The sequence below is a fragment of the Varibaculum vaginae genome (assembly GCF_900604285.1).
Taxonomy (GTDB): Bacteria; Actinomycetota; Actinomycetes; order Actinomycetales; family Actinomycetaceae; genus Varibaculum; species Varibaculum vaginae.
Genome location: NZ_UWNY01000001.1, coordinates 614969 through 629858, shown reverse-complemented (window position 1 = coordinate 629858; position 14890 = coordinate 614969). Strand labels below are relative to the sequence as shown.

At 51.3% G+C, this 14890-nt stretch carries 13 protein-coding genes; 10 read left to right on the top strand and 3 right to left on the bottom strand.

Annotated elements, in window-relative coordinates; genetic code table 11:
• Nucleotides 1-68: 68 nt before the first annotated feature.
• The 4 genes from EFB02_RS02645 to EFB02_RS02630 all read left to right on the top strand — a co-directional run bounded on the left by EFB02_RS02645 (nucleotide 69) and on the right by EFB02_RS02630 (nucleotide 4108).
• Complete coding sequence (locus tag EFB02_RS02645; protein WP_122820054.1) at nucleotides 69-773, top strand: response regulator transcription factor; 705 nt, start codon at nucleotides 69-71, stop codon at nucleotides 771-773.
• A complete protein-coding gene (locus EFB02_RS02640; RefSeq protein ID WP_122820053.1) occupies nucleotides 773-2398 on the top strand; it encodes a sensor histidine kinase in 1626 nt (541 codons plus the stop codon). Before EFB02_RS02645 ends, EFB02_RS02640 begins: the two co-directional genes overlap by 1 nt.
• Before the next feature lie 113 nt (nucleotides 2399-2511).
• Nucleotides 2512-3642: an HD domain-containing protein gene (locus EFB02_RS02635; RefSeq protein WP_147471016.1), complete on the top strand. Its 1131-nt coding sequence runs from the start codon at nucleotides 2512-2514 to the stop codon at nucleotides 3640-3642.
• A 175-nt stretch (nucleotides 3643-3817) separates the two neighbouring features.
• Nucleotides 3818-4108 (top strand): WXG100 family type VII secretion target, encoded by a 291-nt coding sequence (locus EFB02_RS02630; protein ID WP_122820051.1) that lies wholly within the window; start codon nucleotides 3818-3820, stop codon nucleotides 4106-4108.
• Nucleotides 4109-4211: 103 nt separating this feature from the next.
• Here the strand turns inward: EFB02_RS02630 and groL are convergent, their stop codons facing one another.
• The gene (gene groL, locus EFB02_RS02625; RefSeq protein ID WP_122820050.1) at nucleotides 4212-5843 is read right to left on the bottom strand and encodes a chaperonin GroEL; all 1632 of its coding nucleotides are present in this window, start codon (nucleotides 5841-5843) and stop codon (nucleotides 4212-4214) included.
• A gap of 329 nt (nucleotides 5844-6172) precedes the next feature.
• The gene (locus EFB02_RS02620) at nucleotides 6173-6772 is read right to left on the bottom strand and encodes a LytR C-terminal domain-containing protein (protein ID WP_147471015.1); all 600 of its coding nucleotides are present in this window, start codon (nucleotides 6770-6772) and stop codon (nucleotides 6173-6175) included.
• A 105-nt stretch (nucleotides 6773-6877) separates the two neighbouring features.
• Between EFB02_RS02620 and EFB02_RS02615 the strand changes: the two genes are divergently transcribed.
• The 3 genes from EFB02_RS02615 to EFB02_RS08815 all read left to right on the top strand — a co-directional run bounded on the left by EFB02_RS02615 (nucleotide 6878) and on the right by EFB02_RS08815 (nucleotide 10324).
• Nucleotides 6878-7540 (top strand): uracil-DNA glycosylase, encoded by a 663-nt coding sequence (locus tag EFB02_RS02615; protein WP_122820048.1) that lies wholly within the window; start codon nucleotides 6878-6880, stop codon nucleotides 7538-7540.
• Nucleotides 7541-7759: 219 nt separating this feature from the next.
• Entirely contained in the window at nucleotides 7760-8893 is a 1134-nt protein-coding gene (locus tag EFB02_RS02610; protein ID WP_147471014.1) for an LCP family protein, read from the top strand.
• Between the two features lie 36 nt (nucleotides 8894-8929).
• Entirely contained in the window at nucleotides 8930-10324 is a 1395-nt protein-coding gene (locus EFB02_RS08815; RefSeq protein WP_234992705.1) for an LCP family protein, read from the top strand.
• A gap of 120 nt (nucleotides 10325-10444) precedes the next feature.
• On the opposite strand, the gene galE is transcribed toward EFB02_RS08815, so the two are convergent.
• Nucleotides 10445-11434: a UDP-glucose 4-epimerase GalE gene (gene galE, locus EFB02_RS02600; RefSeq protein ID WP_122820046.1), complete on the bottom strand. Its 990-nt coding sequence runs from the start codon at nucleotides 11432-11434 to the stop codon at nucleotides 10445-10447.
• A 166-nt stretch (nucleotides 11435-11600) separates the two neighbouring features.
• On the opposite strand from galE, the gene EFB02_RS02595 reads away from it, so the two are divergent.
• The 3 genes from EFB02_RS02595 (at nucleotide 11601) to EFB02_RS02585 (ending at nucleotide 14810) form a co-directional block, all read left to right on the top strand.
• Nucleotides 11601-13109 carry an RCC1 domain-containing protein gene (locus EFB02_RS02595; protein WP_122820045.1) on the top strand — a complete coding sequence of 503 codons (1509 nt, stop codon included), beginning with the start codon at nucleotides 11601-11603 and terminating at the stop codon, nucleotides 13107-13109.
• A gap of 10 nt (nucleotides 13110-13119) precedes the next feature.
• Entirely contained in the window at nucleotides 13120-13560 is a 441-nt protein-coding gene (locus tag EFB02_RS02590) for a GtrA family protein (RefSeq protein WP_327395122.1), read from the top strand.
• A 251-nt stretch (nucleotides 13561-13811) separates the two neighbouring features.
• Nucleotides 13812-14810 (top strand): malate dehydrogenase, encoded by a 999-nt coding sequence (locus tag EFB02_RS02585; RefSeq protein ID WP_122820043.1) that lies wholly within the window; start codon nucleotides 13812-13814, stop codon nucleotides 14808-14810.
• Nucleotides 14811-14890: the final 80 nt, after the last annotated feature.

Here is a 14890-nt window from a genome sequence, read left to right as displayed (position 1 = left end):
AGCCTCCATCCACACGTCTCCCAGAATTCATTCAGCTACTATCCAGTTTTTTGGGTAAAATTTGGCTTATGACTACTAAAGACGCTGCCCGCCTGTTGGTGGTAGACGATGAACCTAATATCCGCGACCTCCTCGCTTCTTCTTTGCGCTACACCGGATTCGAAGTTATCACTGCCGCCAATGGCTCCGAAGCTATCAAACAGGCCGAATCCACCAACCCGGATCTAATCGTGTTGGATGTAATGCTTCCAGACGTGGACGGCTTCACTGTCACCCGCCGCCTACGCGAAAATGGCTTCACCACCCCCATTCTCTTCCTGACTGCAAAAGACGATATGAGCGATAAAGTCCAGGGGCTAACCGTAGGTGGGGACGACTACGTAACTAAACCTTTTGGGCTAGAAGAAGTAGTCGCCCGGATTAACGCGATTTTGCGGCGCACCCGGGGGGTTTCCGGGGAAGATGCGGTAATTCGGGTGGCTGATATTGCTTTAGACGAGGACGCCCATGAGGTACGCCGTGCCGGGCAAGTAATAGACCTCTCCCCCACTGAGTTCAAATTATTACGTTACCTAATGATCAACGAAGGACGAGTTGTTTCTAAAGCCCAAATCCTTGACCACGTCTGGGAATACGACTGGAACGGCGAAGCCGCCATCGTGGAATCCTATATTTCCTATCTGCGGCGCAAACTAGATGTACCCGGATCTTGCGGGGATATTATTACCACCCGACGTGGAATCGGCTACATGATTCGTTCTGGAAAGCACTAATGCCCTTAGCGAACGCTGGTAGAACCTCGGAGAAGACTGCGGAACATCCGGCAGCTAAAGACACTAGGAAAAACCGCAGCTATTGGCAACGTATCCCCCTGACCTGGCGTCTAGTCTTGATAATTATGGCACTGCTGGCCGGAGGTTTAGGCGGAACCGGAACCGCAATGCTGGGAATTTTACATTCCCACTTAGCGGCACAGATCGACTCCAATCTGAAAGCTACCGCCTCACGGATAAAAACTAATGATTTGGTGGATCTGCTGGATAAAGGCACTTTCCAAGGCAATCAACCCACGAACTATTTTGTAAGGGTAAACTACGATGGCGAAGTTGCGGAAGCCACTTCCTCTATTGCGGCTTTGGATATGGGACGTCCAGATCCCAAGGCTTTAGCACTAGCAGAAAAATCGCGAGACATCTCCTGGGAAAAGCCCTTTACAATTGCGGGGGAAGCTTCCTCAGCTTGGCGAGCGATTATGCTTCCAGTTCGCAGCACTCACGACTCTAAAATCACCGGAACTTTAATCGTGGCACTACCGCTACAAACCGTTACCCAAACAGTTACCGCTACCGGCATTAACGTTTTGGGGACGTCGGTCATCATTATTTTGATAGGCGGGGTTTTAGCCTACGTGTTAGTACAAGTTTCCCTGCGTCCTCTGCGGCAAATGGAGGAGGTTGCCGGGAAGATTTCCTCTGGCGACCTGCATGAACGTATCGACATATCCCAAGTGCGTTCCGGTGAAGTGTTATCCCTGGCGTCAGCGCTAAACTTTATGCTTTCCCGGATTGAGGAAACTATTGTCACCCAAAAACGCAGCGAGCAAAAAGTACGCCAGTTCGTGTCTGATGCTTCTCACGAGTTACGCACTCCCCTGGCTGCAATTCGCGGTTATGGGGAACTATATAAAATGGGCGGCGTACCTCCAGAGCGGGTTGATGAAGTCATGGGACGCATCGAATCAGAAGCCACCCGAATGGGGTTGCTGGTAGAGGATCTACTCAAACTGGCGCGCCTAGATGAGGGCAGGCAGATAAAAATGAAGGCTGTAGATTTATATCGGGTTGCTGCCGCCGGAGCTCTCGATTTAACAGCACTTTCGCCAGAGCGGGAAATTAGCCTGCTACACCTGGACGGCTCACCCCTGGAGTTAGACAAGGGAGACAGCGCACTAGTGCTGGCAGATCGTGACCAGCTCACGCAAGTGATGACCAATCTGATTGGTAACGTGGAGCGCTACACTTCCACACAAGTTCCGGTAGAGATCCTCGCGGGAATCAGCGCTGGTAAAGCCGTTTTAGAGGTTCGTGACCATGGCGAGGGGGTTCCGGAGAACGAGCTAGATGAAATTTTTGGACGTTTTTATCGCCGGGACGGTTCCCGTTCGCGCCAAACTGGTGGTACCGGTCTTGGACTCTCGATTGTGGCCGCGATTGCCGCAGTGCATGGGGGAACTGCCCAAGCATTAGCTACTGTTGGGGGCGGGCTCACCATTCGAGTATCTTTCCCCGCGATTGATCCTTCGCCCACTGAAAAGAAAACCGCAAAAACTCCAGGAAAGATTTTCAAAAAAGGCTCTACCAGGAAATCACTTAAAAACACAGAGAAAGCTTCCACCTAAAGCAGACTAAATCTACTATAGATGGATCAGCATATTTATCGTTTATTTTCCCTCCTACGTTTTTAGCCGTAGGATAACCAAAGCAAGATTCATTCATTGGGGGTTCAAGGGCTATGCCAGGTGCGCCATCTTGGCTACAGACGGGATTCGTCAAAGCTATGCGGGAGCTGGGGATAGCCGATGACGTCTTGCTACGGAAAGAAGCAGATAAACTCCTGGGAATGTGGCAATCTGTCGGACGAGAGTTTCACACTACTTCCCATTTGATTCGCCTGCTAACTTGTTTGGATCACTTCACTAACGCTTCACAGCAACCAGCAGTTTTAACCGTAGCTGCCTGGTATCACGGAGTAATTACCCAGTCACAAACGCGAGCTAGAAATACCACTAACTACGAAAACTATCCCGCTTCTTCCGATTTTGCACTTGATCGTCTTTTGCAGCTCGGAGCGCAAAAAGAAAATGCCATTCGGGTCGGGGAACTGATTCTGATGCTAGAAGGACGGCAACCTCCCTCTGATGATTTAGATGCCTGTATTTTTGTTGATGCTGCCATTTCGTATTTGGGAGCTTCCCCTCAGGATTACCGCAGCTACTGTCAGTTAATGAGGGCGGAGATGGATGCTATGGAGCAGCTCCGTTACGCCCGCTTGCGAAGGTCATTGATCTCGAAGCTCCTGGCACGGGATACGATTTTCCACTCCCCCCTGGGCAGTGGAAACGAGAATGCGGCACGACAAAATTTGGAGGGTGAGTACGCGAAGCTTTCAGCTTTAATTCCGGGGGATCCGACCGGGAAAGAAAAAACCGTATCGCGTCCCAAGAATAAAGACAAAAGTTCCGCTACTGATACCTCGGAAATCGTAGTGATTAAAGGTGCTTCTGCACGAACGATATCCCGCCAGCCAAATTTGTCACCGGAAGACAAACCCTCTTCCACCAAGATCCCGGTAGTAAAAGTATCAGCCACCGAAAGAAAAGCCATAGAGGAACGAGCTGCGCAGTTACAAGCCGAAAATGTCGCTAACGAAACCGAAAATGGATTGTCTTCAATGGAGAATGTGGCTGACCAGTTCTCCACTTTAACTATGCGAAAGATTGCTGTGAAAAAACTTGAAAGCCGCAGCGCTCAAAATTTTGATGAAACTGAAGAGGAAGATTCTCCCTCCCTGCCTCAGGAAGACGAAAACGAGGAAAATATGTATTCTTCCGCCGATGACGAGGATTCATTGTCCGAGATATAACCGCAAAATCGTCCAATATAAATAATTGGATGATCTTCGATTTACAGATTTGTACACAGGCGTGCCCAATACTGTCATTTCCTCGAAAAATTATAGGGACTGCAATATCTCCTTCGCCCCGGCTCTAGATTGATGACGCTAACCAATCAATAAGCTACTTTAAGGAGAAAACTATATGGCACAGTTCAACGTAGATTCCGGACAGGTGGCGGCCGCAGGTGCTCAAGCAGCAGCAATCGCCGGACAGCTACGCACCGATGCCGCCGCCATGATGACGCAAGTTCAATCTCTACAAGGATCCTGGAGCGGGACAGCTGCCAGCTCCTTCGCGGATTGTGCTACCCGTTGGCGCGCTGCTCAAGCCCAGATGGAATCCGCCCTTGATGCTATCGGCCATGCTTTACAGGCCGCATCCGCCAGTTACGAAGATGCTGAAAGTGGCGCGGCAGCCATGTTTGCTGGGTAAGGCGGGGAGGCAAAAGCGGGGGGCGAACCTTTCGGTTCGCCCCCCGCTTCTCAGTATCAGTTGTGCCTAGCAGCTATATACCGCCAAGCAACCGCAGCACCGATTAGTACATTCCGCCCATACCTGCAGCTGCAGCATCGTCACCGCCAGCCGGAGCCGGAGGCTCTGGCTTATCAGCCACCACTGCTTCAGTGGTCAAGAACATACCCGCAATTGAGGCAGCATTCTGCAGAGCAGAACGAGTAACCTTAACCGGGTCAGCGATATTGCTCTTCAGCAGATCCTCATACTCTCCAGTAGCCGCGTTTAGCCCCTGACCAGCAGGCAGGTTTGCGACCCGTTCGGCCACAACTGAGCCTTCCAAACCGGCATTCTCAGCGATCTGCCGCATCGGGGCGGACAGTGACACCCGAACGATAGAAGAACCGGTATCTTCGTCACCTTCCAGCTTTAAGCTATCCAAAGCCTTCAGACCGGACTGCAGCAGGGCAACCCCACCGCCGGCCACAATGCCTTCTTCAACCGCGGCTTTCGCGTTACGAACCGCGTCCTCAATCCGGTGCTTACGCTCCTTCATTTCCACTTCAGTGGCCGCACCCGACTTAATAACTGCTACCCCGCCAGCCAGCTTAGCCAAACGTTCCTGCAGCTTCTCACGGTCGTAATCAGATTCGGTGTTTTCGATTTCCTGACGAATCTGCTTGACCCGCGCCTCGATATCTTCGGCAGCTCCCGCTCCCTCCACGATAGTGGTTTCATCTTTGGTGACAACCACTTTTCGCGCTTTGCCCAGCATATCCAGTTCCGCATTTTCCAGGGTGAGCCCCACGGTCTCGGAAATTACCTGTCCGCCGGTTAGAATCGCCATATCCTGTAGCATCGCCTTACGACGGTCGCCGAATCCTGGAGCCTTAACCGCAACAGTCTTGAAGGTGCCGCGAATCTTGTTCAAAACCAAGGTAGTCAAGGCTTCGCCGTCTACATCCTCGGCAATAATCAGCAGTGGCTTACCAGTAGACATTACCTTTTCCAACAGCGGCAACAGATCCTTAATCTGGGAAACTTTCGATTCCACCAGCAGAATATAGGGATCTTCTAGTACGGCCTCTTGCCGGTCCGCGTCAGTCACGAAGTAACCAGAGATGTAGCCTTTATCAAAGCGCATACCTTCGGTGACTTCCAGGTGAGTACCAAACGAGTTGGAATCCTCAACGGTAATAACACCCTCGTTGCCCACCTTTTCCATGGCGTCCGCAATCAAAGCCCCAATCTCGGGATCATTTGCGGAGATAGAAGCGGTAGCAGCAATCTCATCGCGAGTCTCAACTTCCTTAGCGTCAGCATGCAATTGATCCACAACTGCCTCAACCGACTTGTCAATCCCGCGCTTAAGAGCGATTGGGTTTGCCCCGGCTACCACGTTGCGCAGCCCTTCGCGCACCAGCGCTTGAGCCAATACAGTGGCAGTGGTGGTGCCGTCACCTGCCACATCGTCAGTCTTCTTGGCGACCTCTTTGACCAGCTCAGCACCGATCTTTTCATAGGGATCTTCGAGGTCGATTTCCTTGGCCACAGACACGCCATCTTTAGTGATGGTGGGGGCTCCCCATTTCTTCTCTAAAACTACGTTACGACCACGCGGCCCCAACGTTACTTTTACCGTGTCAGCCAGGGTGTTTAGACCCCGCTCCATTCCCCGACGAGCTTCCTCATCAAAAGCAATAATCTTGCTCATATGCTTGTATTCCCTCCATCGTAACGCGTTCGCGCCACGCGGTTAGATCTTCGACCCAGCCTTGATGCCCGCGACGGACGAGGACTCCGCCCCGATCCCGTCTCGGAACGTTGCCCCCTCACCAAGAACTCGGTTTTATCACTCTCTAGGTTCGAGTGCTAACTACGATTCTGGCACTCTCCTATAGCAAGTGCAAACTTTCAGCGAAAAACAGAACCTAAAATACCCTCTAAGTGAAAATAGGCGAGTAAATAATCTCTGAGAAATCGTGCGTGTCTAAAGATGGGGAATAAACAAGGGTAAACATGCCCCCTAAAATAAGCACTAACTCACTTTAGTAAATAAATGGCAATATCAGTATCGCCAATTTGGTATCCGCCACTGTCTGCATTTTGCACATCACTAATACCTGCCACTTTCGCAGCTTCCTTGGCGACAGCTTCAAACTGAGAACCCCGATAAAGCACAATCGAGCCACTTATCCCACTAGCTTGGGTATTATTGGCCACCGGACTCGAAAAACCATCCTTCTCGAGCTTATCTGCAATTTCTCTTGCCCATCCAGTGCGATTAGAGGCATTCAGCACCCATACTCGGGCTTTTGCCTTCTCTTCTGCCGAAACCTTAGCAGCAGGACTTTCAGTAGGTTTCGGAGCCGTCGACTTCTGCGGTTTAGCATTCTTTTTGGGGCTAGTATTCGGCCTGGAGCTCGCGGTCGCAGCCGTAGTTTTAGTGGCAGCAGGAGTTTGCGTATGCTCGGCACTTTTCATTAAGGCTACCCCACCCCAAGCCAAAGCTGGGCCGAGTACGAGTACCACTAAAATAGGTAACAGTGCCTGCCAGCGCCTAACCGGGCGACGATGAGCGCCCGAGGGGCCATCTTCGGCCATCACATCAAACTCATCTTCCGGAAACTCTTGTTTACTCACAAACACAGGTTAACCGGATTAGACCATTCAAGGGGCGACTGCCACGCCGATGAATAAACATTTACCCCCGTTAGCTAAGCTAGAAGAACAGGTTAAGATGAAGCCATGAGCACAAACCTGGAAAAGATCATGCACCCTTCCTGGGCGGAAGTAATGACTCCAGCCACTGCAAAAATCTCGGAAATGGGCAAGATGCTGCGCGATGAAGGCAATAACTATCTTCCTTCTGGCGGGGACATTTTTCGGGCATTCACTTACCCCTTTGATCAGGTAAAAGTATTAATTGTGGGGCAGGATCCCTACCCGACTCCCGGGAACGCAATGGGACTGTCTTTTTCGGTAAAACCAGGAATAGAAATTCCCAAATCCCTAAAAAATATTTTTAAGGAGCTCCACGACGACTTAGGATGTTCCACTCCTAGTAGCGGGGATTTACGTCCCTGGGCAAAACAGGGAGTAATGCTATTGAACAGAGTACTTACCGTCACCCCGAATAAGGCCGGTTCTCACCAAGGACGCGGATGGGAAGAGGTAACCGACTGCGCCATTTCCGCTTTAATAGCCCGCGACCGGCCACTGGTAGCCATCCTATGGGGGAAGCAGGCTCAATCCCTAGGCTCTGCACTCGGAAAAACTCCGATCGTACAGTCAGCACACCCCTCTCCATTATCAGCTTCTCGTGGATTCTTCGGTTCCCGACCTTTTTCACGTACCAATTCTTTGCTACAACAGCTGGGAACAACCCCAATTAACTGGCAACTTCCCTAACTCCTTAGCCAAATCGTTACAATTTAGGCAGAACAGTATAGAGTGACACACGTGAGTTCACACAAGATAAGCGCAAAAGCCTATTTAGGGCGCACCCTTCACGCTGTTAATCCCCCCTACCCACGTAGGCTGCTCAGGATTCTAATCAGTGTCTTGGGGTTTGCCCTCTCTTTTTCGCTCACCGGAGGTTTCCTGGTTTACCGCGACTTATCTAGTCAAGTGAATAACATCCATACCGCCAGCAAATTGGGGCGTACCCCGCCTGATTCCTATAGTGGACGTGCAATCAATATTTTGATTATTGGTTCCGATTCCCGCGCGGGCGACAAAAATCAAGCTTTAGTTGGCGGCGAGGACGATGGTGAGCGCTCAGATACCACCATGATTATGCATATCTCCAAGGATCGATCCCACGTGAACGTGGTTTCCATCCCCCGGGATTTGCTAGTGGACATTCCTGCGTGCGACCTGGGAAATGGCACAGAATCTTCTCCAGAATATGCCCAGTTCAATTGGGCTTTTTCTATCGGCGGAACTAACAACGACCGCACTTCAGCGGTGTTGTGCACTTGGAAAACTGTAGAAAAACTTTCTGGAATGCGAATTGACGAATCCGTAGTGGTAGATTTCAGTGGTTTTACTTCTATGATTGACGCTCTCGGCGGAATTAATGTCTATATCCCCACCGCCATTCATGACCAAGAAAATTCGGGACTAAATCTAGAGGCCGGATGTACCCATTTTAATGGCCAACAAGCACTGGGTTACGCGCGTGTAAGGGAAGGAGTGGAAGGTTCTGATGGGTCTGACCTGAAACGTATTGAGCGGCAACAAGCAGTAATGGGAATTATGATGCGCACTGCTATGCAAAAAAATATGCTAACTTCCCTCAACCAACTTTACGATTTTATTGGCAGCGGATTACGGTCTTTGAGCATTTCTGAAGGCATATCTTCAGTATCCGAAATGGCTGGCTTAGGCTGGTCATTACAGTCGCTGAAACCGGAAAACCTTCGTTTCGTTACCCTGCCAGTTTATCCCGCCCCAACCGACCCCAACCGAGTGGTGGTAAAAGATGAAGAAGTAAGACCCATCTGGGAAGCTTTTATTAACGATACTTCCCTGCCGGTGGGAGTTGGAGTTCGAGACGGTAACGGCAAGGTTTACACTATCGAAGCGGAGAGCTCAGCGTCTCCCTCTGCTAGCTCCCCCAGTGGGGACACTACAAGCGGGAAAAGCACTGAATCCAACACAACCACTTCCAGCCCCCAAAACAATGGGAATGATGCCAGTTCCCAGGAACCAAACGATGACCTAGTTGCACTGCAAAGGAAGTGCGAAGCGAAAAAATAGGTCATATACCCAAGTTTTAATCAGGGAGTAAGTAACTTGAGTCAGTCGGATCTTCCAGCATCGTTTCCCCCACCTAAACGTCCCCGTCCGCAGCGCAAACAACAGATTCCCCCCTCATATTCTCCTAGGGAAAAACGAAACCGCCCAGAAAGCTCTCAAGCTGGTAACCAGGTTTCCTCCTCCCCAGCCAATAACCAGAACACAAGTTATACTTCCCCTACCCCTGGGGGAAATAGGGTTCGTCCCGCAATTTCAAGAAAACTAAGCAGTAATCAGGCGCACCAGAAGGAATCCTGCACCACCAATGCCCAAGAGATTCCCATACAAATGCGCACTGGTTCCCGATTTGCTGGGCGCTCCGCGCCCGCTCGCACCCGAGTATTACCCCAAAAAAAACTAGATGCATCCCCAGAAGAGCTGGGAACCCCCCAGACTCCTAGTCGCTTAGAGCCAATTCCGCCCTCTAAAGAGCGCCGAGTTCCACGCCCCAACTTCAGAGTTCGCCGTATTTTGGCAATAGGGCTAACACTCGGCTTAATTTTTATGATTGCCTGGCCGCTCTACCTTTGCCATTTAGTGAATTCACAGTTAAATCGGGTTGATGCACTCTCTGCTTTGCCGGCTAACGAAGGTGAAACATGGCTGATCGCCGGCTCTGATAAACGTTCCGATGGTAGTGATGGCGGAGTTTCCGGTGAGGACGTAGGCGCCCGTACAGATACGATCATGCTGATACGCAGAGTTAACTCTATGTCCGCCATCGTTTCCCTCCCCCGTGATACCGCAGTAGATATTCCCGGATACGGTTTAAACAAGCTAAACGCCGCTTATTCTTTGGAAGGCCCCAAACTACTGGTGCAAACGGTAGAAAGCTTAAGTGGAGTAAAAGTTGATCACTATCTAGAAGTTAGCATGGGATCAGTAACTCAATTGGTAGACGCAGTTGGGGGAATCGAACTTTGTCTAGACTATGACGTTGACGACGCCGATTCCGCTTTGAAATGGCAAAGCGGCTGCCACCGGGCGGATGGGGGCACCGCGTTAGCATTTTCCCGAATGCGCCAACAGGATCCCAAGGGTGATATCGGCCGAGCAGAACGGCAACGACAGGTGGTTTCTAAACTGGCAGATACCCTGTTCACACCCTCTACTTTCCTGAATCCTTTCAAGCAACAGGATCTGGCAATCGCGGGCGCCCAAAACCTGACTTGTGATAACGATTCGGGTACCTGGGCGCTCGGAAAGCTACTATTGACCTACCGCAACGCCACCAAGAATAACCTCACCGGAGCGCCTCCCATTGCCGATATGGCCTACTATGACGGCGCGCACGGCGCAATGGTGCTGCTCGATACGCAAAAAATCTCCGGTTTCTGGTCAGCTTTCCAGAAGGGCACGCTCCAACCTAGTCAATATCACCAGTTCCAGTAACTACATGAACTGGTACCCGCTGGACCGTTCCCGCTACCTCCCACGTTAGGAAGGGGCGGGAAGGCTCCTTGGGCACGGAATCCCTTTACCGGGGGTAGAAAACTGCGCTCTAAAGCCGCCCTATAGTCCCGAGATTCTATCGGGACCTGCTTGCCAGGCACTCCAGGCAGACTCCAGAATTTCTTTAATCCCGTTCTCAGCTTTCCAATCAAGTTCTACGCGAATCCGTGTGGTATCCCCGATTAGCTGTGCAGGATCTCCGGGGCGGCGGGCTTCCTCATCCGCGGTAAAATCAATGCCGGTAACCTTACGGATGCCCTCCACGATTTCTCGAACCGAAGTTCCCTGCCCCGTACCTACGTTAAAGACGTGGTTTTCCATCTCTTGCCCGGATGCCACATAATCGAGAGCGTGCAGGTGAGCATCAGCAAGGTCGCGAACATGAATATAGTCGCGCACGCAGGTACCGTCAGGAGTTTCATAGTCGGTACCAAAAATCTTGGGGTTTTCTCCCTTGGCTAGGCGCTCAAGCACCATGGGAATCAGATTGAGACGAGCAGGATCACCCAGGTCATCCCAACCAGAACCAGCCACATTGAAGTAACGCAGCCCAATCCAGCGTAAACCCCAGGCGCGTTCGCAATCCGCCATCATCCACTCACCAATTAGCTTAGTTTCCCCATAAGGATTAATGGGTTTACCCGCTAATTCTTCGGGAACCACCGGCACATCTGGCTGCCCATAAACCGCAGCTGAGGAAGAGAAAATCATCTGGCGGATACCGGCATCACGCATGGCGGCCATAACATTTGCCAACCCCCCAACATTCTGCTGGTAGTACCACATCGGTTTTTCCACCGATTCACCTACCTGTTTTCGTGCCGCAAAGTGAATAACCGCAGTTACATCTTCGTCAATGAGGGTTTGGAAAATTTTCTTTCGTGCCCCTGCACCCGCGACATCCAGCTGTACCAGTTTGGCGTCACCAATTCGATCTGGGGTACCGTAAGATAAATCGTCAATCACGACTACTTTTTCTCCGCGCTCGACCAGGAGCCGAACGACGTGTGCGCCGATGTAGCCGGCGCCGCCTACAACTAAAATACTCATGTAATCAGGTTACCCTAGTGCGTAAGTCCTGCTACCATAAATAACCTTAGAAGTAGAATTTAGCCAGGATTTTCCCTATTTCTAACTTCTAACTTGGTTAAAAATAAGTTAGAATGTACTCAGATGGGCTGTAGGATTCCCGAGGTAAGACGGGAGGTGAATAGGGATGCGTGACGCGACTTCGAAGCGACGCATTGGACTGCAGGCAACCTTGGCCGTGTTAGCCTTGCTAGTAACTCTGGGAGCCCTAGTTATTTCTCCCGCTTTCTCAATCGCAGGGGATAACAAACCAACCTATGAAATCACTCTCACGCCAGTCAACCCCCAGCCCTCTCCCTCTTCCTCTAGTTCCGATTCCGACTACGATTCGGTAATGCCCGGGCCTTCCCCTACCCCTACTTTTAACGGTCCGCGCATAATTCTTTCGCTACGCCCGGTACAACCTGGCCCTTCCCCAGTCCCCACTTTCAATCAGACTCCTGCCCCTTCGGAAACCGTTCAACCAGTAGGAGTTGCCCAAGACTTGCGACGCGCTTCAGCTTCCGGCTCATTTGCCTGTGCCCTGCGCGTCGACGGCACCGCGCGCTGCTGGGGAATCAATAAATCCGGCCAATTGGGGATTCCTATCAGCCGACAACCAGCGATTACCCCCCAAACTATTGCTAACCAGCCGGTGAAGTTCACTCAGATCGCCACTGGCCGTGAATATACCTGCGCCCTGGGTACCGATAGCTTTGTTTACTGTTGGGGCGATAACGCCTATGGCCAGTTAGGACAGGCTCGCTCCCGCAATCAACTCTCTGGCTCTTTCAATCCGCTGCGAGTTACAGCACTACCGGCAGACACCGCCCAGATTGCTGCCGGAGGACGCCATGCCTGCGCCCTATCCAACTCCGGGGTGCTTACCTGCTGGGGAGCTAATGAAATGGCGCAAGTGGGCAACAGTACCAACATCGGCAACCAGTTGAAACCGGTAGCGGTAATGACCAATGTTAAAGAGGTTGCCGCTGGCAATGACCACACCTGCGCCCTCAAACAAGACGGCACCGTATATTGCTGGGGGGTAAAATCCCGCCTAGACTCTTGGAATAACGAGCTAGTCGTGGATTACCAGTTACGTCCAGCACCGGTGTCTGATATGAAGTTTGTGTCCTTGCGAGCAGCCGGTGATTACAGTTGCGCAATCGCCGAGAACAATAGACGTCTTTACTGTTGGGGGATTAACAGCGACGGCCAGGCAGGAAAGCCGGGTAATATGTCCAATAATCTGGGAATACTTGAACCGGAACTAGTTAGTTCTTTACCAGAGGTAGGGCAAGTTTACCTGGGATTTTATGGCGGATGCGCAGTCACCACGGCCGATAGCACCTACTGTTGGGGTCGTAATGATTTCGGGCAGCTCGGCCCCAACATCGCTCTCACCCAGCGAGTTGCTGCCAGTGATTCAACAGCCATCGGAGCTGCCCCTGCTATCAGCGGGCTTGATGCTCGCCTGGGAGCCAATTCTCGCTCAACTCTGGTTATGGGTAATACCTTCACCTGTATGCTCGACAAGCAGAACAATATGTATTGTCTAGGTAACTATGCTCAAGGGCAGTTAGCAGATGGCCGACGTACCGACCGGCTTTCTAACGCTCGTACCGCTCAACTAACTCCGGTTTATTCTCGTCTGTAACCGTTAAGCTGTGGAAAAACTGTACGCCTATCTTAGCTATCCGGGACGTGTCACCCGAATAATTAAGTTTTGTCTCGTGGGTGGAATGAACTACCTAGTGGATGTCTCAGTATTTAATTTGTTAATGCTGGGTTTTTTATCTACCCATCCCCTAACTTCAAAAGTACTGGCGGCGACGGTGGCCACTATTTTTTCTTGGGTAATTAATCGCTATTGGACATTCCGAAATAAACGCACTAACCGGCGGATGCAAGAATTCCTGGGCTTTGCGGTAGTAAATGTGTTGGGAATGCTACCGGCCATAATCTGTCTAGGAATCAGCCACTACCTCTTCGGTTTTTCTTCACTCCTGGCCGACAATATTTCCGCTAATGTGATAGGGCTGGCGTTAGGCACTATTTTGCGTTTCTTCCTCTACGAGCACACTATTTTTACCGGTATTCAAAAATAGCGCTGCCCCTGTTTATCTTTCAGGCACCGACCCGCAGTTTTCCTATCGGATCAGACTCCAGTTAGGACTAAGGGTCAATAAAGCTATCTAGAGTTCGAGAGATACCATATTTCCTGCGGTTTTATCGTTGTTTTGTTTCCCGACCTCAGTGGCAGATAGCACCTCAAAGCGTTAGGGTTAAAGCATAAGTCTACTTGGCTTGACCGGCTGCACGCGGCCGGTAAGAAAATTTCTCAATGAAGGAGAATCTAATGGCAGAATGCTGCTGTAAAAAACCCGTTACCGTAACCGTTACTGGTGCTGCCGGTAATATCGGCTATGCCCTCCTATTCCGCATCGCTTCGGGTGCAATGCTGGGCCCGAATCAGCCGGTGAAATTAAACCTACTGGAAATCCCCCAAGCGGTTAAGGCTGCCGAGGGCACTGCGATGGAGCTAAATGACTCCGCCTTCCCCCTACTTGCGGGGGTGGATATTTTCGATGATCCCAATAAAGCCTTCGAAGGCTGCTCCTACGGTCTCTTGGTAGGGGCTCGTCCACGCGGCAAGGGTATGGAACGCGCAGATCTTTTGGCGGCTAACGGCGGTATTTTCGGCCCGCAAGGCAAAGCCATTAATGACCATGCCGCGGAGGATATCCGGGTACTAGTAGTGGGCAATCCGGCTAATACCAACGCCTATATTGCTTCCAAGTCGGCTCCGGATGTCCCCGCAGAACGTTTCACTGCCATGATGCGTCTGGATCACAACCGTGCTATCTCCCAGTTGGCAGAAAAGACTGGCGCCGCAGTCAAAGATATTAAGAAGATGATCGTGTGGGGTAACCACTCTGCTGATCAATACCCGGATCTCACCTTCGCTACCGTTAACGGCAAGCCGGCTCCAGAACTGGTCGATGAGGCTTGGCTGGACGACTACTTCGTTCCCACCGTAGCTAAGCGGGGAGCTGCCATTATCGAAGCTCGGGGTGCTTCTTCGGCGGCTTCGGCGGCTTCGGCGGCTATCGACCATATGCACACTTGGGCGCTCGGCACTCCCGAGGGTGACTGGTCCACCTTCGCTGGTCCGTCTCACGGCGAATACGGAGTTCCAGAGGGTCTCATCTACGGTATGCCTGTTATCTGCAAAGATGGGCAATATCAGGTAGTAGAAGGGCTAGAACTGCCTGAAAAGACTAAACAGCAGATCGCTAAGAATGCAGAGGCTGCACAGGAAGAAATCGCTACCGTCAAGAAGCTGGGAATCCTCTAAAAATATTAGTTTTCTCCCTACCTGCTAGGTAACGGAAGAAATTTGCTCGGGGGTTGGACATTTCATCCAACCCCCGAGCA